The following is a 25,100-nucleotide window of genomic DNA, read 5'->3' as shown; positions in this document are numbered from 1 at the left end:
AGGAGCGGCTGGGGCTCGCCGTGCGGGAGCGGCTGCCCATGTGGGTGCAGGCGCGGTGCGGTCTCGAACGACGAGCCGTGGTGGCGCTCGTCCTGATCCTCGGGGTCGCCGCGGTCTTCGCCGCCCAGCACTTCTGGACGGGCCGGGCCCAGCCCGTGCGACCACCGGACGTGGTGCGAGAGGCGGGTGCCGTCGCCGAGCGGGGCGCGGAGCCGGCTCCGTCGCCGGGGCCCGCGGCGCAGGCGGGGCGGACGGCGGCGGGTGCGGGCGGTGGTGCGGGCGGCGGTGGTGCCGCGGGCGTGATCGTGGTGGACGTCAGCGGGAAGGTCCGCAAGCCGGGCGTTCATCGGCTGCCCGCCGGATCCCGGGTGGCGGACGCGCTGCGGGCCGCCGGTGGGGTCAGGCCGGGCGCGAAGACGGGGGACCTCAATCGGGCGCGGTTCCTGGTGGACGGCGAACAGGTGGTGGTGGGCGGGGCGCAGGCCACGGGCGGTGCGAACGGGGTCGGGGCGGGCCCAGGATCGGCCGGGCCGGGTGCCACGGGACCGAGTGCCGCCGGATCGGGGACCGCCGGTTCAAGCGCTGCCGGACCGGGGGCCGCGGGGCCAGGAGCGGCGAGCCCGATCGGTCTGAACACGGCGACCGCGGAGCAGCTGGACGAACTCCCCGGAGTCGGACCCGTGTTGGCGCAGCACATCCTCGACTACCGCGCCCAGCACGGCGGATTCCGCTCGGTCGATGAGCTCCGTGAGGTCAACGGCATCGGCGACCGGCGCTTCGCCGATCTCCAGGGTCTCGTACGGCCATGACGCGCCCGGAGGTCCACCTCGCCTCGGGCCACCGTCTCGGTGCCTCGAACCCCCGGCAGGAAGGCCCGGCGGACCTGCGGCTCGTGCCGCCCGCGCTGGCGGCGTGGGGGTCAGCGGCTCTGCTGCTGGACGCCCCACCGCGCTGGGCGATCGCCACGGTGGCGGTCGGCGTGCTGGCGGCCGGAGTCCTGTTGGTGACGTGGACGGCTCGGAGCGCCGGAGGTGGCGGACGTGCTCGGGCCGGGCCGAGGAGCCCGAGACGGTGGGGACACTTCACCGTCGCCGCGGTTCTGCTCTGCGCCGCCGGGGCGGCGGCGTCGGCGGCGCTGCACGGGGCGGATCTGCGGCGTGGCCCGGTGCCTTCTCTGGCGGGTGAATACGCGCAGGTGCAGGCGGAATTGAGAGTCACGTCCGATCCTCGGCGCACTCGACCCCGCGTGGCGAGCGCGCACACGATGCCGCCGGCCGTGCTCCTGGACGCGGAAGTCCTCCGTGTCTCGCAGTCGGACGGCACGACGACCGAGACGCGCACGCCGGTTCTGGTGGTGGTGCGAATGGAGGTCGACGGGCCCGCGTCCGACGAAGACGCGGCCCACTCCACCGTCTCCGCACCCACCGTCTCCGCGCCCACCGTCTCCGCACCCAGCGCCTCCACACCCGCCCCATCCTGGGCGGGGCTTCTGCCGTCGACGCGCGTGCGGGTGAAGGGGCGGTTGGCGCCGCCGATGGCGGACGGGGGCCGGGTCGCCGCCGTGCTGCGGGTGGACGGGGAGCGGGCGCCCCGGATCGTCGGGGCGCCTTCCGGGGCGCAGCAGGTTGCCGGGAGGCTGCGGGGCGGATTGCGGGAGGCCACGGACGGGCTGCCCGCCGATGCCCGTGCCCTGCTCCCCGGACTCGTCGTCGGGGACACCTCACGGGTGCCGGCCGAGCTGGACCAGGCGTTCCGGGCGACCGACCTTACGCATCTGCTCGCCGTGAGCGGGGCGAACCTGACGATCGTCCTCGTCCTGCTCATCGGGCCGCCGGGACTCGCTCAGCGCGCCGAGCGGCGCGGCCTGGCGCCCAGGCTGGGCATTCCGTTGCGCACGACCGCGGTGCTCGGTGGGGCGCTGACCGTCGGGTTCGTCATCGTCTGCCGACCGGACCCGAGTGTGTTGCGGGCCGCGGCCTGCGGGCTGATCGCGCTGCTCGCCATCGTCACGGGACGGCGCAGGTCGCTCATTCCGGCGCTGGCGACGGCGGTGCTTGTGCTGGTCCTCTACGACCCGTGGCTGGCCCGGAGTCCCGGCTTCCTGCTCTCCGTCCTGGCCACCGGTGCCCTGCTCACCCTCGCGCCGCGCTGGGGTGAGGCGTTGCGCGGCAGAGGGGTGCCGGCGAGGTTGGCCGACGCGCTGGCCGCCGCGGCCGCGGCCCAGGCGGTCTGTGCGCCCGTCGTCGCCGTCCTCGCGGCTCGGGTGAGTCTGGTCGCGGTGCCGTGCAATCTCCTCGCGGAGTTCGCCGTCGCGCCTGCCACGGTGCTCGGGTTTGCGGCGCTGGCGGTGGCGCCGGTAGCGATGCCCGTTGCCAAGGTGCTCGCGTGGGGTGCGAGTTGGCCGGCGGAGTGGATCGCGGGTATTGCCCGTACGGGGGCGGCGCTGCCGGGCAATGGGGTCGACTGGCCGGGTGGCTGGCGCGGAGGACTCGTGCTCGTGGTGGTCACGGTGGTCCTTGTCCTGGTGGGGCGCCGGATCGTGCGGCATCCGTGGGTGGTCGTGGCCTGTGCCGCCCTGTTCTTCCTGGTGGTCGTCCAGCCTCCGTCCGTGACGCGGGTGATCGCGGGCTGGCCGCCACCGGGGTGGCGTCTGGCGATGTGCGACGTGGGGCAGGGGGACGCGACGGTGCTCGCGGCGGGGGACGGCGCGGGAGTGGTGGTCGACGCGGGGCCCGATCCGCTGGCGGCGGACCGTTGTCTGCGCTCGCTCGGGATCAGACGGGTGCCGCTCGTCCTGCTCACGCACTTCCACGCGGACCATGTGGCGGGGCTGCCCGGGGTGCTGCGGGGGCGCGAGGTGGGGGAGATCCAGACGACGGGGTTCCGGGAGCCGCCGGAGCAGGCCGACTTCGTACGGAGGCAGGCGGCGGCCGCGCGGGTTCCGGTGGTGTCGGCCGTGGCGGGGGAGCGGCGCCGGGCCGGGCCTCTGGACTGGCAGGTGCTGTGGCCTCCGGCGGGGCCGGTGCCGAGACCCGAGGGGCCGAACGACGCGAGCGTCACGCTGCTGGTGCGGACGGGCGGGCTGACGGTGCTGCTTCTCGGCGACTTGGAGCCGCCCGCGCAGAGGGCGCTGTTGCGGAGCCCGGCCGCGGCGTCGCTCGGTTCCGTGGATGTGATGAAGGTCGCCCACCACGGCTCGGCTCACCAGGACCCGGAGCTCCTGCGCAGGGCGGCACCGCGACTTGCGCTGATTTCGTGCGGCGCCGACAACTCGTACGGCCATCCGTCGTCGCTCACCCTGGCGGCGCTGCGGGCCGGGGGAGCGCAGGTGCTGCGTACGGACACGGATGGGGCGGTCGCGGTGATGGAGACGACGACAGGGGTGGGGGCGGGGGACGGATCCCGGGCGGGCGGTGGTTCCCGGGCTGCGCCCGGGCTCGAAGTGGTCACGCGGCCGCCGTGAGCGTCGGCGCTCCACCCCCGTCGTGGCCATTTCGGGCCAGTCGCGACAGTCGCGGCGCATCGGCAGCATTCCCGTGATCTGGGTCCGTGTTGCATCGAAAGCCGCAACGGTGATCGAATGCCCTTTCGTTGCAGTTTGCAGGTGTTGTCAAGTAAGGCGGGGGTGTGTCGCGCGTGTTCGGCCGCTGGCTGGGAAACCGTACGAATCGGACCGGACGGGTGGGGGCCTTGTCGGCGCTCACGGTTCCGTCCAGTGCGGGGGTGCTCAGCTGCCGGGTGCTCGACCCGGTGAGCGAGCCCGTGCGGAACGCGGAGTTCGTCGTCAGCGACGCCATGGGACGCAAGGTCGTCGGCGGGGGCACGGACCCCTTCGGGTCGTTCGTCACCGCTGTTCCGGCGGGGGACTACCGTCTGGCGGTCTCGGCGGAGGGGTTCACCCCGTACCGGGCGAGCGCCACGGTGGCGGAGGACGCGCACGCCTCGCTCGGTGACGTCACGCTCCAGGTCGCCCCGCCCCCGACACTGCCCGAGCCCGGCGACTGGGAAGTCGACCCGCTGCACTCGTCGGTCTCCTTCACCGCGCGGCACATCGGCCTGGCCCGGATCCGTGGCCGGTTCAACAGCTTCGCGGGTGCGATCCGGATCGGGGAGCGGATGGAGGACTCCGCGATGCACGTCGTGATCGACGCGGCCTCCATCGACACGGCGGTCCAGATGCGCGACGACCACCTGCGCTCCGGTGACTTCCTCGACGTGGGGCGGTTCCCGACGATGGAGTTCTACAGCGACCGCTTCGTCCACAAGGGCGGCAGCCGCTGGGCGATATCCGGCGGCCTGACGCTGCACGGTGTGACGCGGACGGTCACGCTCGACACGGAGTACCTCGGGGTCGGCAAGGGTCTTGAGGGCGAGACCCGCGTCGCCTGCCGCGCCACGACCGAACTGCACCGGGACGACTTCACGATCACCTGGCAGACGATGCTGGCCCGCGGTATCGCCGCCGTCGGGCACAGCATCACCATCGACCTCGACATTCAGGTCATACCGAAGAGCGGCTGACCGTTCGCCGCGGAGTCCACGGGCGTTCGGTCGCTAGGGAGCCTCCAGCCAGCCCTCGTGCTCCGCGGCCAGCTCGTCGAGCGCCGACGGGTCGAGGCGGGAGTCGGGGTCCTCGACCACGACCAGCCACTGGGCGTCCTCGGCGTCGTCCTCGCCCGCCAGGGCGTCGCGGACCAGCTGCGGCTCCTCGGCCACGCCGAAACGGTCGGGGAGTTCTTCGGCGACCACCTCCGCGGCATCGCGGTCGGGCAGCACCAGGACATGTCGTACGTCGCTCACCCGGCCATTCTCCGATACCGGCGCAGGCGCCGTGAAAGGCCGTACGGGACGGGCTGTCAGTGGCGCGTGGGATGCTTGACCGCGATGGCCAGGAAGACAGCAAACGACGATCCGCTCGCTCCTCTCACGCTCGCCGTGGGGCAGGAGGACCTCCTCCTCGACCGCGCCGTGCAGCAGGTGGTCGCCGCCGCTCGTGCCGCCGACGCGGACACGGACGTGCGCGACCTCACCCCCGACCAGCTCCAGCCCGGCACGCTCGCCGAGCTGACGAGCCCGTCGCTCTTCGCCGAGCGCAAGGTAGTCGTCGTGCGGAACGCGCAGGATCTGTCGGCCGACACGGTCAAGGACGTGAAGGCGTATCTGGGGTCGCCGGTCGAGGAGATCACCCTCGTCCTGCTGCACGCGGGCGGCGCCAAGGGCAAGGGGCTGCTGGACGCCGCGCGGAAGGCGGGCGCGCGTGAGGTCGCCTGTCCCAAGATGACCAAGCCCGCGGACCGGCTGTCGTTCGTGCGCGCGGAGTTCCGTGCGACGGGCCGCTCGGCGACGCCGGAGGCCTGCCAGGCGCTCGTCGACGCGATCGGCAGCGATCTGCGCGAGCTCGCCTCCGCGGTGTCCCAGCTGGTGGCGGACGTCGAGGGCACGATCGACGAAGCGGTGGTCGGGCGGTATTACACCGGCCGCGCCGAGGCCTCCAGCTTCACGGTGGCCGACCGGGCCGTCGAGGGCCGGGCCGCGGAGGCGCTCGAGGCGTTGCGCTGGTCCCTGGCGACGGGTGTCGCCCCGGTCATGATCACCAGTGCGCTCGCGCAGGGTGTCCGGGCGATCGGGAAGCTCTCCTCCGCGCGCGGGGGGCGGCCCGCCGATCTCGCCCGTGAGCTGGGCATGCCGCCCTGGAAGATCGACCGCGTGCGGCAGCAGATGCGGGGGTGGACCCCGGACGGGGTGGCGGCGGCGCTCACGGCGGTGGCCGCGGCCGATGCGGGGGTCAAGGGGGGCGGGGACGATCCCGAGTACGCCTTGGAGAAGGCGGTCGTCGCGATCGCCCGCGCGGCTAGGTCGCGTCGCGGCTAGCGGTTGCTGGCCGTGGGCCCGGGCCGGCGTCTGCGGGGCTTGTGCGCGGTGTCGTCTGCGGCGTGCGTCGTGGCTTGTCGCGCAGTTCCCCGCGCCCCTGACCCACCCCCCTCGCCGCACGCCCAACAGCACCGCCACACCCAGCCGACGCCCCCCGAGCCCAGCAGCACCCCCCAGCGCATGGCCCCGCCCCCCGAGCCCGGCAGCGCCCCCGCCCAGCAGCACCCCCGCCCCCAGCGCACAGCCCCCGAGACACAGCCTCGCCCCCGAAAACCAGCCCCCACCCGAAAACCAGCCCCTCACCCGAAAACCAGCACCCCCCGAACACAGCAATGCCCCCGGAGTGGGTCCGGGGGCATTGTTGCAGCGTGGCGTACTGCGTGGTCTGTCCGCGATTCGAGGTAGAGGGCTCGAATTACCCTCGCGGGAAGGATTGATCAAAGGATTGATCAGCGCCCCGGCGGGCCGGGGCCAAGGACGTCAGTCCTTAGAGGGACGCGGCCTTCGAAGCAAGCGCCGACTTCTTGTTGGCGGCCTGGTTCTTGTGGATGACGCCCTTGGAGACGGCCTTGTCCAGCTGACGCGTGGCCTCACGCGTGAGCTCGGCGGCCTTCTGGGTGTCACCGGCGGCAACGGCCTCGCGGGCCTTGCGGATCGCGGTCTTCAGCGAAGACTTGACCGCCTTGTTGCGCTGACGCGCCTTCTCGTTGGTCTTGATCCGCTTGATCTGGGACTTGATGTTCGCCACGAAAGAGCCTTTTCAGGTTCAGGTACTGCAGAGGTGACTGCAGCTGAGTGTTATGACACGCGCCTCGACGCTTGAGAGGGCTACGAGACACAGCTGTCCACGGTACCAGTCGCCCTCCCACCGGCCCAAACCGAGCGCAGTGGCCCACCCATGGGACGATGGAACCTACGTATAGATCCGACCCGAGGCGACAGGCGCCTCAAGAGACAGGACCCTGCGTGCCCGCGACCCCTAAAAATGTGCCCGAGCCGAGCCGTACCGACCCGGCGCTGATCCGCAATTTCTGCATCATCGCGCACATCGACCACGGCAAGTCCACGCTCGCCGACCGCATGCTCCAGCTCACCGGTGTGGTGGAGCAGCGGCAGATGCGTGCTCAGTACCTCGACCGCATGGACATCGAGCGCGAGCGCGGCATCACGATCAAGTCCCAGGCGGTGCGTCTGCCCTGGGCCCCCACAGAGGGCCCGAGCGAGGGCAGTACGCACATCCTCAACATGATCGACACCCCGGGCCACGTGGACTTCACGTATGAAGTCTCGCGTTCGCTCGCGGCCTGTGAGGGCACGATCCTCCTGGTCGACGCGGCCCAGGGCATCGAGGCGCAGACTCTCGCCAACCTCTACCTGGCGATGGAGAACGACCTCAAGATCATCCCCGTACTGAACAAGATCGACCTGCCGGCCGCGCAGCCCGAGAAGTTCTCCGAGGAGCTCGCCAACCTCATCGGCTGCGAGCCCGAGGACGTCCTGAAGGTCTCCGCGAAGACCGGCATGGGCGTCGAGGCGCTGCTCGACAAGGTCGTCGCCGAGATCCCGCCCCCGGTCGGCGTCGCGGACGCCCCGGCGCGCGCGATGATCTTCGACTCGGTCTACGACTCGTACCGCGGCGTCGTGACGTACGTGCGTGTGGTCGACGGCCAGCTCAACAAGCGCGAGCGGATCCGGATGATGTCCACCGGCGCCACGCACGAGCTCCTCGAGATCGGTGTCTCGTCCCCCGAGATGACGCCTGCCGACGGCATCGGCGTCGGCGAGGTGGGCTACATCATCACCGGCGTGAAGGACGTCCGTCAGTCCAAGGTCGGTGACACGATCACCTCCCTGAACAAGGGCGCCACCGAGCCGCTCGGCGGTTACAAGGACCCGAAGCCGATGGTGTTCTCGGGTCTGTACCCGCTGGACGGCTCGGAGTACCCGGACCTGCGCGAGGCCCTCGACAAGCTGCAGCTCAACGACGCCGCGCTCGTCTACGAGCCGGAGACCTCCGCCGCGCTCGGCTTCGGTTTCCGCGTCGGCTTCCTCGGGCTCCTGCACCTCGACGTGATCCGTGAGCGCCTGGAGCGCGAGTTCGGGCTCGACCTGATCGCCACCGCCCCCAACGTGGTCTACCGCGTGATCATGGAGGACGGCACCGAGCACACGGTCACCAACCCGAGTGAATTCCCCGAGGGCAAGATCGACGAGGTGTACGAGCCCGTCGTACGCGCCACGATCCTCGCCCCGAGCGAGTTCATCGGCTCGATCATGGAGCTGTGCCAGAACCGGCGCGGCGTCATGCTCGGCATGGACTACCTCTCCGAGGACCGCGTCGAGATCCGCTACACGCTGCCGCTCGCCGAGATCGTCTTCGACTTCTTCGACCAGCTGAAGTCCAAGACGCGCGGTTACGCCTCGCTGGACTACGAGCCCACGGGCGAGCAGTCCGCGCAGCTCGTCAAGGTCGACATCCTGCTCCATGGCGACAAGGTCGACGCGTTCTCGGCGGTCACGCACAAGGACCAGGCGTACGCGTACGGCGTGCGGCTCGTCGCCAAGCTGCGCGAGCTCATCCCGCGCCAGGCCTTCGAGGTGCCCGTCCAGGCGGCGATCGGGTCCCGGGTCATCGCCCGCGAGACCATCCGCGCCATCCGCAAGGACGTCCTCGCGAAGTGCTACGGCGGTGACATCTCCCGTAAGCGCAAGCTGCTCGAGAAGCAGAAGGAGGGCAAGAAGCGCATGAAGATGGTCGGCTCCGTCGAGGTGCCGCAGGAAGCCTTCATCGCCGTGCTCTCCAGCGACGACAGCGGCCCCGGCAAGGCCAAGAAGTAGTCGTCCCGGCGGCGGGTCCGCCGCCGCCCCGCGGGCCCGGTGCGCACACGCACCGGGCCCGCGGCGCGTTGCGGCGGGCCTGCTCGTTCCGTTTGGGTGTCTGTAGGAAGTGACAGGCAGATGCCCCTTACGCACCGGGCGTCGGCGCTCTACTCTGATCACCACTCGTAGGTTACTCGCAAGTTAAACAAGTAGCCCTGAGGGATGTAAGAAGCAGCCGCCAGCCAGTTCGCCGCACTGACGTGGGCCCGGAGGATGTCGTGAGCGACACACAGACCTTGATCGAGAACCGTCCGCCGTCCGTGGCGCATCTCTTCCTGGAGCGCGTGGCGGCCACCCCGGATGCCGAGGCCTACCGCTACCCCGTCCCGGCGGCGTCGGGCGAGGGCCCCGACGAATGGAAGACCCTCAGCTGGGCGCAGGCCGCAGAGCGCGTCGACGCCATCGCGGCCGGCCTCGTCGAGCTCGGCCTCCGGGCCGAGGACCGCGTCGCCCTCGCCTCGTCCACGCGCGTCGAGTGGATCCTCTGCGACCTCGCCATCATGTGCGCCGGCGCGGCCACCACGACCGTGTACCCGCAGACCAACGCCGAGGAGTCGGCGTACATCCTGGCCGACTCCGGCAGCCGCGTGCTGATCGCCGAGGACGCCGCGCAGCTCGCCAAGGCCCGCGAGAAGCGCGCCGACCTGCCCGAGCTGCGCCACGTCGTCGTGCTCGACCCCGACGGCGCGGCACCCGCCGAGGGCGACCCCGACGGCTGGGTGCTCACCCTCGCCGACCTGGAGGCCCGCGGCGCCGCACACCTGGAGAAGAACCCGGGGCTCATCAAGGAGCGCATCGCGGCGATCACCAAGGACCAGCTCGCCACGATCATCTACACGTCCGGTACCACCGGCAGGCCCAAGGGCGTGCGCCTGCCGCAGGACAACTGGTCGTACATGGCCAAGGCCATCGCGGCGACCGGTCTGCTCGGCCCCGACGACGTGCAGTACCTGTGGCTGCCGCTCGCCCACGTCTTCGGCAAGGTGCTGACCTCCGGACAGATCGAGCTCGGCCACGTCACCGCCGTCGACGGCCGCGTCGACAAGATCATCGAGAATCTGCCGGTGGTGCAGCCGACGTACATGGCGGCCGTCCCCCGCATCTTCGAGAAGGTCTACAACGGCGTCGCGGCCAAGGCGCGGGCCGGCGGCGCGGCCAAGTACAAGATCTTCCAGTGGGCCGCGGAGGTCTCCCGCGAGTACGCGAAGGTCAGCCAGGACAACTTCCGCAGGACCGGCACCGCCTCCGTGCCCTTCGGGCTGCGCGCCAAGCACAAGACGGCCGACGCCCTCGTCTACTCCAAGCTGCGCGAGGCCTTCGGCGGGCGGCTGCGCGCCGCCGTCTCCGGTTCCGCCGCGCTCGCCCCCGAGATCGGCTACTTCTTCGCGGGCGCGGGCATCCACATCCTGGAGGGGTACGGCCTCACCGAGTCCTCCGCGGCCTCCTTCGTGAACCCCGGCGAGGCCTACCGCACCGGCACCGTCGGCAAGCCGCTGCCCGGCACCGAGGTGCGCATCGCCGACGACGGCGAGATCCTGCTGCGCGGCCCCGGCATCATGGAGGGCTACCACGGCCTCCCGGAGAAGACGGCCGAGGTCCTGGAGTCCGACGGGTGGTTCCACACCGGGGACATCGGTGAGCTGTCCGTCGACGGCTACCTGCGGATCACGGACCGCAAGAAGGACCTGATCAAAACCTCCGGCGGCAAGTACATCGCGCCCGCCGAGGTCGAGGGCCAGTTCAAGGCCGTGTGTCCGTACGTCTCCAACATCCTCGTGCACGGCGCCGACCGGAACTTCTGCACCGCCCTCATCTCCCTCGACGAGCCGGCGATCCTGGACTGGGCCAAGGAGAACGGGCAGGAGGGCAAGTCGTACGCGGAGGTGTGCGCCGCGCCCGCGACGGTCGAGCTCATCGACGGCTATGTGCGCGAGCTCAACGAAGGCCTGCAGCGCTGGCAGACCATCAAGAAGTTCCGGCTCCTGCCGCGCGACCTGGACGTCGAGCACGGCGAGCTGACGCCCAGCCTGAAGCTGAAGCGCCCGGTGGTCGAGCGGGAGTACAAGCACCTGATCGAGGAGATGTACGCCGGGTCCCGCGAGGCCTGAGCACACGGCACGGCCCCGGGGTCCGGGGGGCCCGCCGTACGCGGCCGGGGTGTCGTCCTGGAACCGAGCAGGGTTCTAGACGCCCCGGGCGCGGCGCATCTCCTGCACGAGTTCCTCCATGTGCGTCACATGGCGGCGCAGTTCGAGGACGTCCTTGAGGCTGCTCGCGGCCATGTGGGTCTCGATCGCCGAGAGACGGGCGGCCAACTCGTCGAACTGGCGCTGCTCGCGGGCCAGTATCCGTTCCAGCTGCCTGTTCTTGCGGTGCAGTTCGAGGAAGACGGTGACCTTGGCGCGCAGCACCCACGGGTCGAAGGGCTTGGTGAGGTAGTCCGCCGCGCCCGTCGCGTAGCCACGGAACGCGTAGCCGGCGTCGTTGTCGGTGCCCGTCAGGAAGATGATGGGCACGTCCTTGGTCTGATCGAGCCGTTTGATGTTCGACGCGGTCTCGAAGCCGTCCATGCCGGGCATGCGGACGTCCAGGAGGATCACGGCGAATCGTTGCCGCAGAATCGCCTTCATCGCCTCCTCGCCCGAACGAGCCCGCACCAGGGGCTCGTTCAGTGATCCGAGGACGGCTTCCAGCGCCATCAAATTGTCCTCCATGTCATCGACTAGGAGGATGCTCGCGCGATTGTCGGTGGCGGCCTCTGCACTCATGGTCACGGTGCCTCACTCGGTCGTCGGCGGAACAACGCTCTCTCCTTGAACGCTGTCCCGCTCCTGAACGACGGTCTCTGGATCGGGGGTCGTGGATTGCTCGTCGGTCGACGAGCCGGCTGGGTCCAGGAGGGCACAGACGACGCCGAGCAGCTGGTCCACGTCCACGGGTTTCGGGACGTAGTCGGTGGCGCCCTGGGAGATCGCCTTCTCGCGGTCCCCGGGCATCGCCTTGGCGGTGAGGGCGACGATGGGCAGGCCCCGCCAGCGGGGGCTGCGACGGATCGCGGCCATGGTTTCGTAGCCGTCCATCTCCGGCATCATGATGTCCATCAGCACGATGTCGACATCGGGGTTGCGTTCCAGGGTCTCGATGCCCTCGCGGCCGTTCTCCGCGTACAGGACGGGCATGCCGACGCGGCTGAGGACATGGGTGAGGGCGAAGACGTTGCGGATGTCGTCGTCGACGATGAGCACCCTGCGGCCCGGCAATATGCGGCCCGCGCGCCCTTCCTTCCACTCCTCCAGTTTGGTGGGCGTGGGCCAGCTGTCGTCGGGTTCGAGTGCGGTGTGCGGGCGCAGGACGGCCTGTTCGACCGGTTCCGGGAGGTGCTGGGTGTGTGCCGCGGCGTACGCGATGGCGGCCGCGCCGTGGCCCGGGTGCACCACGGGGACGTAGAGCGAGAAGGTGGAGCCCTGGCCGGGGCGGCTCTCCGCGGTGATGCGGCCGCCGAGCAGACCGGCGATCTCGCGGCTGATGGAGAGGCCGAGGCCCGTGCCGCCGTACTTGCGGTTGGTGGTGCCGTCGGCCTGCTGGAACGCCTCGAAGATCACCGGGAGTTGTTCGGAGGGGATGCCGATGCCTGTGTCGCTGACGGCGAAGCACAGCAGGTCCTCGTTGTCGTGGAGCAGCCGGTCGCCCGAGGACTCCTTGACGCGGCTGACGCGCAGCTCGACGCTGCCCGCCGAGGTGAACTTGACCGCGTTCGACAGGAGGTTGCGCAGGATCTGCTGGAGCCGCTGCTCGTCCGAGAACATCTCGCGCGGCACGTCCTCGCCCACCGACACGTCGAAGGCGAGACCGCGGTCCAGGGTGAGCGGGCGGAACGTCGCGTGGACGTAGTCGAGGACCTTGATGAGGGGGAGCTTCTTGGGGCGTACGTCCATCCGGCCCGCCTCGATCTTCGACAGGTCGAGGATGTCGTTGATGAGCTGGAGCAGGTCGGAGCCGGAGCGGTGGATGGTCGTCGCGAACTGCACCTCCTGGTCGGAGAGGTGGTCGTCGGGGTTGTCGGAGAGCAGCCGGGCGAGGATGAGCAGCGAGTTGAGCGGGGTGCGCAGCTCGTGCGACATGTTCGCGAGGAACTCCGACTTGTACTGGGAGCTCGTGGCCAGCAGCGCGGCCTTCTCCTCCAGCTCCGCGTTGGACCTGCGCAGCTCGGCCTGCTGGCGCTGGAGTTCGTCCGAGCGCTCCTGGAGCTGGATGGCGAGGCGCTGCGACTCGCCGAGCAGCGACTCCGTGCGGGAGTTGGCGATGATGGTGTTGATCGCGACGCCGATGGTGTTCACGAACTGGTCGAAGAACGCCAGGTGGACGTCGGAGAAGCGGGAGAACGTCGCCAGCTCGATGACGCCGAGCAGCTTGTCCTCGAAGAGGATCGGGATGATGACGACGGTGGCGGGTGCCGCGTCGCCGAGCCCCGAGTGGATCTTGATGTAGTCCGGCGGCACCTCCTCGACGAGGATCCGCTTCTTCTCGAGGGCCGCCTGGCGCACCAGGCCCTGCGCGGGCATGCCGCCCGTGTCGACGACCGAGCCCTGCGCCGCTCCGTATCCGGCGATGAAGGCGAGGCCCTTGGCGGTGACCTGGCTGGGCGCGGGCGCCTCCGCCGTGTCCGGGTCGGCCAGGAAGAACGCGCCGTACTGCGCGTTCACCAGCGGCGTCAGCTCGCGCAGGATCAGGTCGGCGACCTCCATCAGGTCGCGGTGGCCCTGCATCAGACCCGCGAGGCGGGCGAGGTTGGACTCCAGCCAGTCCTTGGCGCGGGTGGTCTCACGGAGGTTGTTCACCATCAGGTTGATGTTGTCCTTGAGGTCGGTGACCTCGCCGCGCGTCTCGACCGTGATGGCGCGGGTCATGTCGCCCTGGGCCACGGCGGAGGCGACCTCGGCGATGGCGCGGACCTGCGTGGTGAGGTTCAGCGCCAGCTCGTTCACGTTGGTCGTCAGGCGCTTCCACGTGCCGTACACGCCCTCGACGCGGGCCTGCCCGCCCAGCTGCCCCTCGGAGCCCACCTCGCGGGCCACGCGTGTGACCTCGGAGGAGAACGACGACAGCGTGTCGACCATGGTGTTGATGGTGGTCTTCAGCTCCAGGATCTCGCCGCGCGCGTCGACGTCGATCTTCTTGGAGAGGTCGCCCTGGGCCACCGCGGTGGCCACCTGCGCGATGTTGCGGACCTGGCCCGTCAGGTTGTCCGCCATGTAGTTGACGTTGTCGGTGAGGTCCTTCCACACGCCGGAGACGCCGAGCACCTGCGCGCGGCCGCCGAGCCTGCCGTCCGTGCCGACCTCGCGGGCGACGCGGGTCACCTCGTCGGCGAAGGCGCGCAGCTGCTCCACCATCGTGTTGACCGTGTCCTTGAGCTCCAGGATCTCGCCGCGCGCCGTGACGGTGATCATCTTGGACAGGTCGCCGTTGGCGACGGCGGTGGTGACCTGGGCGATGTTGCGGACCTGGGAGGTGAGGTTGGACGCCATGAAGTTGACGTTGTCGGTGAGGTCCTTCCAGACGCCCGACACGCCCCGGACCTGCGCCTGACCGCCGAGGTTGCCTTCGGTGCCGACCTCGCGGGCGACACGTGTGACCTCGTCTGCGAAGGCGGACAGCTGGTCGACCATCGTGTTGATCGTCGACTTCAGCTCCAGGATCTCGCCCTTCGCCTCGACCGTGATCTTCTTGCCGAGGTCGCCCTGCGCCACGGCCGTCGACACGAGCGCGATGTTGCGCACCTGCGAGGTCAGGTTGTCGGCCATGAAGTTGACGTTGTCGGTGAGGTCCTTCCACACGCCCGACACGCCCCGCACCTGGGCGCGCCCGCCGAGGTTGCCTTCGGTGCCGACCTCGCGGGCTACACGTGTGACCTCGTCTGCGAAGGCGGACAGCTGGTCGACCATCGTGTTCACCGTCGACTTCAGCTCCAGGATCTCGCCCCGGGCGTCGACCGTGATCTTCTGGCTCAGGTCGCCGTTGGCGACGGCGGTGGTGACCTGGGCGATGTTGCGGACCTGGGAGGTGAGGTTGGACGCCATGAAGTTGACGTTGTCGGTGAGGTCCTTCCACACGCCCGACACCCCGCGCGCCTGGGCGCGGCCGCCCAGCTGGCCCTCCGTGCCCACCTCGCGCGCCACCCGCGTCACCTCGGCGGCGAACGCGGAGAGCTGCTCCACCATCGTGTTCACGGTCAGCTTCAGTTCGAGGAGCTCGCCCGTCGCCTCGACGGTCACCGTGCGCGTCAGGTCGCCCTGCGCCACCGCCGTCGTCACGAGCGCGATGTCCCGCACCTGCGCGGTGAGGCGGGACGCCATCGTGTTGACGGCCTCCGTCACATCGCGCCAACTGCCGGAAAGGCCGCGCACCTTGGCGCGCCCGCCGAGACGCCCCTCCGTGCCGACCTCGCGGGCGACCCGCGTGACCTCGCCCGTGAACAGGGACAGCTGGTCCACCATCGTGTTGACGGCACGCCCCAGGCGCCGTAAATCACCGCGCAGTTCACGGGTGCCGTCGTGCAGGTCGACGCGTTGCGTGAGGTCGCCGCCCGCCACCGCGTTCAGCACCCGGGTCGCGTTCGCCGCCGGCGCGACCAACGCGTCCAGCAGGGTGTTGACCTCCGAGACGCGGGCCGCCCACCTGCCCTGACCGGGGCTCGCGCCGAACCGCTCGTCCAGCCTGCCGTGCCGTATGATCTCGCGCCGCACGCGGACCAGCTCGCCGTCGAAGTGCAGCGAACGGTCCAGCATCTCGTTGAACACCGAGTACAGCTCGGCCGTCAGACCGTCGCCGACCGGCGCCACCTTGGTGAAGTCGCCGTCCCGCGCGGCGCGCATGGCAGCGAGAAGCGGGCGCAGCTGGCAGTTGGCCGGTTCCGGTCCGGCCTCGGCACTCTGCGTCGGGACCGGAACGCGGTCTTTTCCAAGCACAGGCATAGCACTGTTCTCACTCATAACGGCCCACTTCGGTAACTCGGTGCTTATGAGTGTGGCCAGTCTGTCACTCTGTCGGTGTCGCCTGAGGCGTATTCACCCGAACTGCTCAGGAGCCGCACCGTGGGGTCCATTCCGATGCAACGGGAGGCCGATATCCGTGCCTCCGCCATGGACCCGGGCCGCCCCGGGCCGCCGGCGGTGGTGCGCACGTCACTGCCCGGCAACCCGCTGGCGCCCGCCGCCGCGCGGAGATTCGTGCGGGCGGCGCTCGCCGACTGGACCGAGCTAGGCGTGCCCGCCGCCGCCGGCATCACCGACCGGCTTGCCGACGACGCGGTGCTGCTGGTCAGCGAGCTGGTGACCAACGCCGTCGTGCACGCGGGCACGGACGTCGAGCTGATGTGCCGCCTCGACGAGGTGCTCCCCGGCGAGACCACGGAGTCCCTCCTCATCGAGGTCGCCGACCACCACCCCTCACGCGCCGTCCGCGGCGACCACCGCCCACAGCCCTCCGGCACGCCCGAGTACGGCCGGGGACTCCACCTCGTCGCGACCCTCTCCGAGTCCTGGGGCATCACCTACCGCACCGGCACGAAATCCGTCTGGGCGCGGCTGCCCGTCGAGGGCGTGCAGGCCGTCCACGAGATCGAGTCGTACGCGAGCGAGCAGGCGCTGCAGCGCGGACTGCGGGCCGCCGAGATCCTCGCGCCGCTGCCCAAGCGGGCCTCGCAGGACACCGAGTGGGTCAACAGGGGCGCGCTCTCCTTCCTCGCCGAGGCGTCCGACCTGCTGGCCGGACAGTTCGACCAGGACCTGGTGGCCGCGCTCGCCGGACAGCTGCTCGTGCCGCGCCTCGCGGACTGGTGCGCGGTCTGGCTCGACGACGGGGCGGCGCGCGACTCCGTGGGCGTGCAGGGCGCGCGGCTCGCCCGGGTGTGGCACACCAGCGAGCACCGGATAGAGGAGCTGCGCCGCGTCCTGGAGAAGGAGCCGCCCCGCGTCCCCGACACGGCGGGCTCCGGCGCGTTCCCGCTGCCCTGGCCCGGCGAGGCGCTGGTGGGCGGGGTGTCCGGCGCGGCCCTGGCGTACCGGCTGACGGCCGGCGGGCGCGTCCTCGGCACGCTCGTCATCGGCCGGTCCGGGCTCGTCCGCTTCCCCGACGAAGTCACGGGACTCGTCGAGGACTTCAGCCGCCGGGTCGCCCTCGCCATCAGCACGGCGCGGCGCTACCAGCGCCAGGCCAACATCAGCCAGGTGCTCCAGCGCGGGCTGCTGCCCAGCAAGGTCGCGGACATCCCCGGCGTCGAGAGCGGCATCGTCTACGAACCGCGGGACAAGGGCGGCCCCGGCGGCGACTTCTACGACGTGTTCCAGGCGGGCGACGGCCGCTGGTGCTTCGCGCTCGGCGACGTCCAGGGCAAGGGTCCTGAGGCGGCCGTGGTCATCGGCCTCGCCCGCCCCTGGCTGCGACTGCTCGCCCGCGAGGGGTACCAGGTCGCGGAGGTCATGGACCGCCTCAACCAGCTGCTCCTGGACGACGCGACCGAGGCGGCGGACGCGGCGGCGGCGGTCGTCGCGGTGGCGGGCGGGCAGGGCGTGCCGCCCGACAGCCCCACGTCGCGCTTCCTCTCGCTCCTGTACGGGGAGATCGTCCCGTACGAAGGAGGAGTCCGCGTCACCCTCGCCTGCGCCGGGCATCCGCTGCCGCTCGTCATGTCCGCCGCCGGTGAGGTGCGGGAGGCGGCCACTCCGCAGATGCTGCTCGGCGTCGTCGACGACGAGACGTACACGAGCGAGAGCTTCGACCTGGGGTCCGGCGAGACGCTGCTGTGCGTCACGGACGGCGTCACCGAGCGCCGGACGGGCCGCCGCCAGTTCGACGACGCGGACGGCCTCGCGGTGGCGCTGGCGAGCTGCGCGGGGCTCGACGCCCCGCTGGTGGCGGAGCGCATCAGACGCCTGGTCCACGAATTCTCGGAACGCCCGCCGGACGACGACCTGGCCCTGCTGGTGCTGCGGGCGCGGTGAGGGGAGGAGGGCCCGGCGGGTGGGGGACAATCGAAGGCATGCCCTCCGCACTGCCCGATGGTGAGCCCATGCCCGAGGACGGCGCGCTGCCCGCGTCCGCCCTCGCCGGCGCGGCCTCCCGCCCCCTCGGCTTCTACCTGCACGTCCCGTACTGCGCCACGCGCTGCGGCTACTGCGACTTCAACACGTACACCGCGACCGAGCTGCGCGGCTCCGGCGGCGTCCTCGCCTCCCGCGACAACTACGCGCAGACCCTCGCCGACGAGGTGCGGCTCGCAAGGAAGGTCCTGGGCGACGACCCGCGGCCCGTGCGGACCGTGTTCGTCGGGGGCGGCACGCCGACGCTGCTCGCCGCCCGCGACCTCGTGGCGATGCTCGCCGCCGTCCGGGACGAGTTCGGGCTCGCGGACGACGCGGAGATCACGACGGAGGCCAACCCCGAGTCGGTCGACGAGGCGTACCTGAGCGAGCTCCGCGAGGGCGGCTTCAACCGTGTCTCCTTCGGCATGCAGAGCGCGAAGCAGCACGTCCTGAAGGTGCTCGACCGCACGCACACGCCCGGCCGGCCCGAGGCGTGCGTCGCCGAGGCGCGGGCCGCAGGCTTCGAGCACGTGAACCTCGACCTGATCTACGGCACGCCCGGCGAGACCGACGACGACTGGCGCGCCACGCTCGACGCGGCGATCGGCGCGGGCCCCGACCACGTCAGCGCCTACGCGCTCATCGTGGAGGAGGGCACGCAGCTGGCGCGGCGCATCCGGCGCGGCGAGGTGCCGATGACCGACGACGACGTGCACGCCGACCGGTACCTGATCGCCGACGAGGTGCTCGGGAACGCGGGCTTCTCCTGGTACGAGGTGTCCAACTGGGCCACGTCCGACAGCGGCCGCTGTCTGCACAACGAGCTGTACTGGCGCGGCGCCGACTGGTGGGGCGCCGGACCCGGCGCGCACAGCCACGTCGGCGGCGTGCGGTGGTGGAACGTCAAGCACCCCGGTGCGTACGCGGGGGCCCTCGCGGGCGGCGGGTCGCCCGGGGCCGGGCGTGAGGTGCTGTCCGCGGAGGACCGCCGCGTGGAGCGGATCCTGCTGGAGCTCCGGCTGCGGGAGGGCTGCCCGTTGTCACTGCTGCGGGAGGCCGGGCTCGCGGCGTCCGTACGGGCACGGGACGAGGGGCTCCTGGAGGCCGGTCCGTACGCGGAGGGGCGTGCCGTCCTGACGCTTCGGGGGCGGCTGCTCGCCGACGCCGTGGTGCGGGACCTGGTGGACTGACGGCGCGCCCCTGCGCGCGGCGGTCTACGGGAGTGTGACGAAGTCGATGAGTTCTTCCACGCGGCCCAGGAGCGGCGGCTCCAGGTCCTTGTAGGAGTGGACCGAGTTCAGGATGCGCTGCCAGGCCGCGCCCGTGTTGGGCGGCCAGCCCAGGGCCTCGCAGACGCCCGTCTTCCAGTCCTGGCCCCGGGGGACGCGGGGCCAGGCGGGGATGCCGACCGAGGACGGCTTCACCGCCTCCCAGACGTCGATGTAGGGATGCCCGACGACCAGGGCGTGGGCGCTGGTGACCTGCGTCGCGATGCGGGACTCCTTGGAGCCCGGGACCAGGTGGTCGACCAGGACGCCCAGGCGCGCGTCCGGCCCGGGGGCGAACTCGGCGACGATCGCGGGGAGGTCGTCGATGCCCTCCAGGTACTCCACGACGACGCCCTCGATGCGCAGGTCGTCGCCCCACACGCGCTCGACCAGTTCCGCGTCGTGACGGCCCTCCACGTAGATACGTCCCGCGCGGGCGACCCTCGCCCGCGCCCCGGGGACGGCCACCGAGCCGGACGCGGTGCGGGACGGACGTACGGGAGCCGCGGCCCGGGAGGGACGGACCAGGGTGACCGGGCGGCCCTCCAGGAGGAAACCGCGCGGCTCCATGGGGAAGACGCGGTGCTTGCCGAAGCGGTCCTCCAGCGTCACGGTGGGGCCCTGCGCCGTCTTCTCGCAGCGGATCACCGCCCCGCAGAAACCGGTGCTCAGCTCCTCGACCACGAGGCCGGCGTCCGCCGCCACCTCCGGCACGGGCTTCGGCTTCTTCCAAGGGGGCGTGAGGTCGGCGGAGTACTGGCGCATTCTCGTGACGATAGGAAGAGCGGCGGCGTCACGCGTCACGACACGCCGAAGCGGGTTGCCAGTGTGGCGCGTTGGGCGCGGACAAAAGCCGCATCTACCGTCGCGCCGTGCCCGGGTACGTACAGCGCGTCCTCGCCGCCCAGGTCCAGGAGGCGGTCCAGCGCCGCGGGCCAGTGGTTCGGCGCCGCGTCCGGGCCCGCCTGCGGCTCGCCCGACTCCTCCACCAGGTCGCCGCAGAAGACGACCTCCCGGCCGCCCCCGGTGCCGGGCACCAGGACCACGAGGTCGTGGCCGGAGTGGCCGGGCCCGATGTTGGCGAGCAGCACCTGCACGCCGCCGCCCAGGTCGAGCGTCCACTCCCCGCACACCAGATGGTGCGGGCGGACCAGGAGGTCGGCCGCCTCCGCCGCCGCGTCCGGGTCCAGGTCGTGCCGCACCGCGTCCTCGCGCAGCTCGTCGCGGCCCGCGGCGAAGACCGTGTCGATGCCCACCGCGCCGTACACCTCGACGCCCGCGAACGCCGCCGCCCCGAGGACGTGGTCGAAGTGCGGGTGCGTCAGCGCGAGGTGGGTGACCCTGCGGTCGCCGCCCAGGATCCGCCGGGCCTGCGTGCGCAGCGCGGCGCCCTCCGCCAGGCTCGAGCCCGCCTCGATCATCAGGGCCGCGTCGTCGCCGACGACGAGGCCCGCCGTGCAGTCCCAGACGGGCAGGCGGCACCGTCCCACCCGCGGTGCGAGCCGCTCCCAGCCCGCCGCTTCCCATGCCGGCGTCACGTTCATACGGTGACGCTATCCGTACGCGCGGTGTTCGGCAGCCCGCGTCTTGCCGGGTCCGTACCCGACGGCCGTACACTGACCTTTTGAAGTGCTGGCACTCGCCCGCGGGGAGTGCCAGGCGAGGGGGCTCGGGGGATGCCGGGGCCCGTCGTGAACGACGGAGACAGCTGGAGGTGTGCGCGATGCTCAGTGAACGCAGGCTCGAAGTGCTGCGCGCCATCGTCCATGACTACGTGGGGACGGAGGAGCCCGTCGGCTCCAAGGCGCTCACCGAGCGACACCGTCTGGGGGTTTCCCCGGCCACCGTCCGCAACGACATGGCGGTGCTGGAGGAGGAAGGGTTCATCGCCCAGCCGCACACCAGCGCGGGGCGCATCCCGACCGACAAGGGCTACCGCCTCTTCGTCGACAAGCTCGCGGGCGTCAAGCCGATGACGGCGCCCGAGCGCCGCGCCATCCAGAACTTCCTCGACGGCGCCGTCGACCTCGACGACGTCGTGGGGCGCACGGTGCGGCTGCTCGCGCAGCTCACCCGGCAGGTCGCCGTCGTGCAGTACCCGTCGCTCACGCGGTCGACGGTGCGGCACGTGGAGCTGCTCTCGCTGGCCCCCGCCCGGCTGATGCTCGTACTGATCACGGACACGGGCCGGGTCGAGCAGCGCATGATCGACTGCCCCGCGCCGTTCGGCGAGACCGCGCTCGCGGACCTGCGGGCCCGGCTGAACAGCAGGGTCGCGGGGCGGCGCTTCGCGGATGTGCCACAGTTGGTGCAGGACCTGCCCGAGGCCTTCGAGGCCGAGGACCGCGGCACCGTCGCGACGGTCCTGTCCACCCTCCTCGAGACGCTCGTGGAGGAGACGGAGGAGCGGCTGATGATCGGCGGCACCGCCAATCTCACCCGCTTCGGACATGACTTTCCCCTCACCATCCGGCCCGTTCTCGAAGCCCTCGAGGAGCAGGTCGTGCTCCTCAAGTTGCTTGGGGAAGTGCAGGATTCGGGCATGGCCGTACGGATCGGTCACGAGAACGCCCATGAGGGGCTCAGCTCCACGTCCGTGGTCTCGGTCGGCTACGGTTCGGGCAGCGAGGCAGTCGCCAAACTCGGCGTGGTCGGACCGACCCGCATGGACTATCCGGGAACGATGGGAGCAGTACGCGCAGTGGCACGTTACGTCGGACAGATCCTGGCGGAGTCGTAAGTGGCCACGGACTACTACGCCGTACTCGGCGTGCGCCGCGACGCTTCCCAGGACGAGATCAAGAAGGCCTTCCGGAGGCTGGCGCGTGAGCTTCACCCGGATGTGAATCCGGACCCGAAGACTCAGGAGCGCTTCAAGGAGATCAACGCCGCGTACGAGGTGTTGTCGGACCCGCAGAAGAAGCAGGTCTACGACCTCGGCGGCGACCCGCTGTCCCAGGCGGGCGGTGGCGGAGGCGCGGGTGGCTTCGGCGCCGGCGGCTTCGGCAACTTCTCCGACATCATGGACGCGTTCTTCGGGACGGCGTCGCAGCGCGGGCCGCGCTCGCGCACGCGTCGCGGCCAGGACGCCATGATCCGTCTGGAGATCGACCTCGAAGAGGCCGCCTTCGGGACGACCAAGGACATCCAGGTCGACACGGCTGTCGTCTGTACGACCTGTAGCGGTGAGGGTGCCGCGCCGGGGACGTCCGCGCAGACCTGTGACATGTGCCGCGGTCGCGGTGAGGTGTCCCAGGTCACGCGGTCCTTCCTCGGCCAGGTCATGACGTCCCGGCCCTGCCCGCAGTGCCAGGGCTTCGGGACGGTCGTGCCGACGCCGTGCCCCGAGTGCGCGGGCGACGGACGGATCCGCTCGCGGCGGACCCTGACGGTCAAGATTCCGGCCGGTGTCGACAACGGCACGCGGATCCAGCTCGCGGGCGAGGGCGAGGTCGGCCCCGGCGGCGGCCCCGCCGGTGACCTGTACGTGGAGATCCACGAGCTGCCGCACGCCGTCTTCCAGCGGCGCGGCGACGACCTGCACTGCACGGTGACGATCCCCATGACCGCAGCGGCCCTCGGCACGAAGGTGCCGCTGGAGACGCTCGACGGCCTGGAGGAGATCGACATCCGTCCCGGCACGCAGTCGGGGCAGTCCGTCCCGCTGCACGGGCGCGGCATCACGCATCTGCGGGGCGGCGGTCGCGGTGACCTCATCGTGCACGTCGAGGTCCTCACGCCGACGAAGCTCGATCCCGAGCAGGAGCGGTTGCTGCGGGAGCTTGCGCAGTTGCGCGGGGAGGAACGGCCGACGGGGCAGTTCCAGCCCGGTCAGCAGGGGCTGTTCTCCCGTTTGAAGGACGCGTTCAACGGGCGGTAGCGCCTTGAGCGGGGCGCGTTGTTCGTTGCCTGCGGGTGCGTGGGGGCTGGTCGCGCAGTTCCCCGCGCCCCTAAAGACACCCCCCGCGCCGCGCCCCTCGAGACACCCCGTCCCGCGCCCTTGAAGGGGCCCGGGACGGGCCTTCAAGGGGCGCGGGGAACTGCGCGAGCAACCCGGGACGGCCCGCAGCCGCCGGACGGCGGGCAGGGGGCAGACGGGGCGGCGTACGCCGGTGCGGGGCGCGCGATTCGGTACGGGAAGAGGACCGTGGCACGATGCCGTCATGTCCTCCGCACTGACCGAGCTCTGTCGTCTCCCGATCGTGCAGGCCCCCATGGCGGGCGGCGCCTCCGGGCCCGCGCTGGCCGGGGCCGTCGCCGAGGCCGGCGGGCTCGGGTTTCTCGCCGCCGGGTACAAGACCGCCGACGGGATGTACCAGGAGATCAAACAGCTGCGGGGGCTCACCTCGCGCCCCTTCGGCGTCAACCTGTTCATGCCGCAGCCCGACACCGCGGACGCCGCGGCCGTCGAGGTCTACCGCAACCAGCTCGCCGGCGAGGCCACCTGGTACGAGACGGAGCTCGGCGACCCGGAGAGCGGGCGCGACGACGGGTACGACGCCAAGCTGGCGATCCTGCTCGACGACCCCGTGCCGCTCGTCTCCTTCACCTTCGGCTGCCCCACCCGTGACGTCCTCGACGCCTTCGCCCGCGTCAACACCCTGACCGTCGTCACCGTCACCACCGCGGAGGAGGCGCAGACCGCCCAGTGGGCGGGCGCCGACGCCGTGTGCGTGCAGGGCATCGAGGCCGGCGGGCACCAAGGGACGCACAAGGACAACCCGGAGGCCGATGGGGCCGGGATCGGGTTGCTCTCACTCATCACGCAGGTGCGTGAGACCGCGCAGATCCCCATCGTCGCCGCGGGCGGGCTCATGCGCGGCGCGCAGATCGCCGCCGTGCTCGCCGCGGGCGCCGACGCCGCGCAGCTCGGCACCGCCTTCCTCGTGACCCCCGAGTCGGGCGCCAACCCGCTGCACAAGCAGGCCATGACCAATCCGCTCTTCGTACGGACCGAGCTGACCCGCGCGTTCTCCGGGCGTCCCGCGCGCGGCCTCGTCAACCGGTTCATGCGGGAGCACGGCCCGTACGCCCCCGCCGCCTACCCGCAGGTCCACCACCTCACCAGCGCCCTGCGCAAGGCCGCGGCGAAGGCGGGGGACGCGCAGGCCATGGCCCTCTGGGCCGGGCAGGGTCACCGGCTCGCCCGCGAGCTGCCCGCGGGACAGCTCGTCGAGGTCCTCGCGGCCGAACTCGCCGAGGCCAGGGCGCAGGCCGCGTCGGACGCGGAGGGTGCCGTATGACCGCACCGGTTTTCGTCGTCGAGCACTTCGACGCGGGCGGCGGCGGGCGCTATGTGCTCGACGGACCCGAGGGGCGGCACGCCGTCTCCGTGAAGCGGCTGCGCGCCGGTGAGGACGTCGTCCTGACCGACGGCGCCGGGCGCTGGGCGGAGTGCGTGGTCGTGGACACCGAGGGCAAGGACCGGCTGATCGTCCACATGGACTCCGTCGCCGAGGAGCCCGCGGAGTCGCCCCGCATCACCGTCGTACAGGCCCTGCCCAAGGGCGACCGCGGCGAGCTCGCCGTGGAGACCATGACGGAGACCGGCGTCGACGCCGTCGTGCCGTGGACCGCGTCGCGCTGCATCACGCAGTGGAAGGGTGAGCGCGGCCTGAAGGCCCTCGCCAAGTGGCGGGCCACCGCGCGCGAGGCGGGCAAGCAGTCGCGCCGGGTCCGCTTCCCCGAGGTCGCCGACGCCGCGTCGACCAAGCAGGTCGCCGCGCTCCTCGCGGACGCCGACTTCGCGGCCGTCCTGCACGAGGAGGGCAGCAGCGACCCGCTGGCCACGGCGGAACTCCCCGCGGCCGGGCACATCGTGCTGGTGGTCGGGCCCGAAGGGGGCGTGTCCCCGGAGGAGCTGGCGGTGTTCGCCGAGTCGGGCGCGAAGCCGTACCGGCTCGGGCGTAGCGTGTTGCGCACGTCGACCGCCGGGACCGCGGCGACCGCGCTCCTCCTCGGGCGCACCGGCCGCTGGTCCTGACCGAACCCCACGGGG

The 25,100-nt window shown here is 71.5% G+C and carries 18 protein-coding genes; 12 read left to right on the top strand and 6 right to left on the bottom strand.

What is annotated here, in order from left to right; all coding sequences use genetic code 11:
- Window positions 1-20: 20 nt before the first annotated feature.
- The 3 genes from DEJ49_RS36965 to DEJ49_RS11625 all read left to right on the top strand — a co-directional run bounded on the left by DEJ49_RS36965 (window position 21) and on the right by DEJ49_RS11625 (window position 4,521).
- Window positions 21-809 (top strand): helix-hairpin-helix domain-containing protein, encoded by a 789-nt coding sequence (locus tag DEJ49_RS36965; protein ID WP_411757152.1) that lies wholly within the window; start codon window positions 21-23, stop codon window positions 807-809.
- A complete protein-coding gene (locus DEJ49_RS11630) occupies window positions 806-3,463 on the top strand; it encodes a ComEC/Rec2 family competence protein (protein ID WP_150184070.1) in 2,658 nt (885 codons plus the stop codon). Before DEJ49_RS36965 ends, DEJ49_RS11630 begins: the two co-directional genes overlap by 4 nt.
- 173 nt (window positions 3,464-3,636) lie before the next feature.
- Window positions 3,637-4,521, top strand: coding sequence for a YceI family protein (locus DEJ49_RS11625; RefSeq protein WP_150188172.1), 885 nt, complete (start codon window positions 3,637-3,639; stop codon window positions 4,519-4,521).
- A gap of 33 nt (window positions 4,522-4,554) precedes the next feature.
- On the opposite strand, the gene DEJ49_RS11620 is transcribed toward DEJ49_RS11625, so the two are convergent.
- Complete coding sequence (locus DEJ49_RS11620; protein ID WP_150184069.1) at window positions 4,555-4,800, bottom strand: hypothetical protein; 246 nt, start codon at window positions 4,798-4,800, stop codon at window positions 4,555-4,557.
- A gap of 84 nt (window positions 4,801-4,884) precedes the next feature.
- Here DEJ49_RS11620 and holA point away from each other — a divergent pair, with 84 nt between their 5' ends.
- Window positions 4,885-5,871 carry a DNA polymerase III subunit delta gene (gene holA / locus DEJ49_RS11615; protein WP_150184068.1) on the top strand — a complete coding sequence of 329 codons (987 nt, stop codon included), beginning with the start codon at window positions 4,885-4,887 and terminating at the stop codon, window positions 5,869-5,871.
- Between the two features lie 487 nt (window positions 5,872-6,358).
- On the opposite strand, the gene rpsT is transcribed toward holA, so the two are convergent.
- Window positions 6,359-6,619 carry a 30S ribosomal protein S20 gene (gene rpsT, locus DEJ49_RS11610; RefSeq protein WP_098242480.1) on the bottom strand — a complete coding sequence of 87 codons (261 nt, stop codon included), beginning with the start codon at window positions 6,617-6,619 and terminating at the stop codon, window positions 6,359-6,361.
- 218 nt (window positions 6,620-6,837) lie between these two features.
- Between rpsT and lepA the strand changes: the two genes are divergently transcribed.
- On the top strand, window positions 6,838-8,709 hold the full coding sequence (lepA, locus tag DEJ49_RS11605) for a translation elongation factor 4 (RefSeq protein WP_150184067.1): 1,872 nt from the start codon (window positions 6,838-6,840) through the stop codon (window positions 8,707-8,709).
- A gap of 260 nt (window positions 8,710-8,969) precedes the next feature.
- Entirely contained in the window at window positions 8,970-10,859 is a 1,890-nt protein-coding gene (locus DEJ49_RS11600) for an AMP-dependent synthetase/ligase (protein WP_150184066.1), read from the top strand.
- Between the two features lie 75 nt (window positions 10,860-10,934).
- On the opposite strand, the gene DEJ49_RS11595 is transcribed toward DEJ49_RS11600, so the two are convergent.
- Window positions 10,935-11,519, bottom strand: a complete 585-nt coding sequence (locus tag DEJ49_RS11595; RefSeq protein WP_150184065.1) for a two-component system response regulator — start codon at window positions 11,517-11,519, stop codon at window positions 10,935-10,937.
- A 12-nt stretch (window positions 11,520-11,531) separates the two neighbouring features.
- Window positions 11,532-15,626 (bottom strand): HAMP domain-containing protein, encoded by a 4,095-nt coding sequence (locus tag DEJ49_RS11590; RefSeq protein ID WP_150184064.1) that lies wholly within the window; start codon window positions 15,624-15,626, stop codon window positions 11,532-11,534.
- A gap of 267 nt (window positions 15,627-15,893) precedes the next feature.
- Here DEJ49_RS11590 and DEJ49_RS11585 point away from each other — a divergent pair, with 267 nt between their 5' ends.
- Window positions 15,894-17,753 (top strand): SpoIIE family protein phosphatase, encoded by a 1,860-nt coding sequence (locus DEJ49_RS11585; protein WP_223833176.1) that lies wholly within the window; start codon window positions 15,894-15,896, stop codon window positions 17,751-17,753.
- Window positions 17,754-17,791: 38 nt separating this feature from the next.
- Entirely contained in the window at window positions 17,792-19,024 is a 1,233-nt protein-coding gene (gene hemW / locus DEJ49_RS11580) for a radical SAM family heme chaperone HemW (protein WP_150184063.1), read from the top strand.
- 24 nt (window positions 19,025-19,048) lie between these two features.
- Here hemW and DEJ49_RS11575 read toward each other — a convergent pair whose 3' ends face one another.
- Together DEJ49_RS11575 and DEJ49_RS11570 are read right to left on the bottom strand one after the other, a co-directional pair.
- On the bottom strand, window positions 19,049-19,867 hold the full coding sequence (locus DEJ49_RS11575) for a DUF3097 domain-containing protein (protein ID WP_150184062.1): 819 nt from the start codon (window positions 19,865-19,867) through the stop codon (window positions 19,049-19,051).
- 35 nt (window positions 19,868-19,902) lie between these two features.
- Window positions 19,903-20,640 carry an MBL fold metallo-hydrolase gene (locus DEJ49_RS11570; protein ID WP_150188170.1) on the bottom strand — a complete coding sequence of 246 codons (738 nt, stop codon included), beginning with the start codon at window positions 20,638-20,640 and terminating at the stop codon, window positions 19,903-19,905.
- A 185-nt stretch (window positions 20,641-20,825) separates the two neighbouring features.
- Between DEJ49_RS11570 and hrcA the strand changes: the two genes are divergently transcribed.
- The 4 genes from hrcA to DEJ49_RS11550 all read left to right on the top strand — a co-directional run bounded on the left by hrcA (window position 20,826) and on the right by DEJ49_RS11550 (window position 25,085).
- Entirely contained in the window at window positions 20,826-21,842 is a 1,017-nt protein-coding gene (gene hrcA, locus DEJ49_RS11565) for a heat-inducible transcriptional repressor HrcA (RefSeq protein ID WP_150184061.1), read from the top strand.
- Entirely contained in the window at window positions 21,843-22,982 is a 1,140-nt protein-coding gene (gene dnaJ / locus DEJ49_RS11560) for a molecular chaperone DnaJ (RefSeq protein ID WP_150184060.1), read from the top strand. It begins immediately after the preceding gene.
- Window positions 22,983-23,265: 283 nt separating this feature from the next.
- Window positions 23,266-24,345, top strand: coding sequence for a nitronate monooxygenase (locus DEJ49_RS11555; protein ID WP_150184059.1), 1,080 nt, complete (start codon window positions 23,266-23,268; stop codon window positions 24,343-24,345).
- Window positions 24,342-25,085: a 16S rRNA (uracil(1498)-N(3))-methyltransferase gene (locus DEJ49_RS11550; RefSeq protein ID WP_150184058.1), complete on the top strand. Its 744-nt coding sequence runs from the start codon at window positions 24,342-24,344 to the stop codon at window positions 25,083-25,085. Before DEJ49_RS11555 ends, DEJ49_RS11550 begins: the two co-directional genes overlap by 4 nt.
- Window positions 25,086-25,100 lie beyond the last annotated feature (15 nt).

The sequence above is a fragment of the Streptomyces venezuelae genome (assembly GCF_008642335.1).
GTDB lineage: Bacteria > Actinomycetota > Actinomycetes > Streptomycetales > Streptomycetaceae > Streptomyces > Streptomyces venezuelae_F.
This window is presented reverse-complemented; position numbering and strand designations above follow the sequence as displayed.